The sequence below is a fragment of the Rhodoferax sp. SPJ4 genome (assembly GCF_058216275.1).
This window is the reverse complement of sequence record NZ_JBYZMN010000006.1, coordinates 1-1,206: the sequence shown is the minus strand read 5'-3', so window position 1 is coordinate 1,206 and position 1,206 is coordinate 1. Positions and strand designations below refer to the sequence as shown.

Here is a 1,206-nt window from a genome sequence, read left to right as displayed (position 1 = left end):
ATTACGCGATGATTTTTGCCACGACGCCGGCGCCGACGGTCTTGCCGCCTTCGCGGATGGCGAAGCGCAGGCCTTCTTCCATGGCGATCGGGTTGATCAGCTTGACCGTGATGGTCACGTTGTCGCCCGGCATCACCATTTCTTTGTCAGCAGGCAGCTCGATGGCGCCGGTGACGTCGGTGGTGCGGAAGTAGAACTGCGGGCGGTAGTTGTTGAAGAACGGCGTGTGACGGCCACCTTCGTCTTTGCTCAGCACGTAGATTTCAGCGGTGAAGTGCGTGTGCGGCTTGATGGAGCCGGGCTTGCACAGCACTTGGCCGCGCTGCACGTCTTCGCGCTTGGTGCCGCGCAGCAAGATACCGACGTTGTCGCCAGCCTGACCTTGATCCAGCAGCTTGCGGAACATTTCCACGCCGGTGCAGATGGTCTTCTGGGTGTCGGCAATGCCGACGATTTCGATTTCTTCGCCGACCTTGATGATGCCGCGCTCAACGCGACCGGTCACCACGGTGCCACGGCCGGAGATGGAGAACACGTCTTCCACAGGCATCAGGAAGGAGCCGTCAACGGCGCGCTCGGGCAGGGGGATGTAGCTGTCCAGGGCGTCGGCCAGCTTCATGATGGCGCCTTCGCCGAGTTCGCCCTTGTCACCTTCCATGGCCAGCTTGGCGCTGCCGTGGATGATGGGGGTGGCGTCGCCGGGGAAATCGTACTTGTCGAGGAGTTCGCGGACTTCCATTTCAACGAGTTCGAGCAGTTCGGCGTCGTCGACCATGTCGCACTTGTTCAGGAACACGATGATGTAAGGCACGCCCACTTGGCGGGCCAGCAGGATGTGCTCGCGGGTCTGGGGCATGGGGCCGTCAGCGGCCGAGCACACCAGAATGGCGCCGTCCATCTGGGCGGCACCGGTGATCATGTTCTTGACGTAGTCGGCGTGGCCAGGGCAGTCCACGTGGGCGTAGTGGCGGTTGGCCGTTTCGTATTCCACGTGGGCGGTGTTGATGGTGATGCCGCGGGCCTTTTCTTCGGGCGCTGCATCGATCTGGTCGTAGGCCTTGGCGGAACCGCCAAACTTGGCCGCCAGAACGGTGGTGATGGCCGCCGTCAGCGTGGTCTTACCATGGTCAACGTGACCAATCGTGCCCACGTTCACGTGCGGCTTCGTGCGTGTGAATTTCTCTTTTGCCATTTTTCAAATCTCCA

General features: G+C 61.4%; 1 protein-coding gene. It reads right to left on the bottom strand.

The window, feature by feature from the left end; translation table 11 throughout:
- Window position 1: 1 nt before the first annotated feature.
- A complete protein-coding gene (gene tuf / locus AC4BAR_RS14840; RefSeq protein ID WP_490628665.1) occupies window positions 2-1,192 on the bottom strand; it encodes an elongation factor Tu in 1,191 nt (396 codons plus the stop codon).
- Between the last annotated feature and the right edge of the window lie 14 nt (window positions 1,193-1,206).

Bases quoted from the DNA above. Each gene is read 5' to 3' on its own strand.
- tuf (WP_490628665.1), bottom strand. From the start codon at position 1,192: ATGGCAAAAGAGAAATTCACACGCACGAAGCCGCACGTGAACGTGGGC.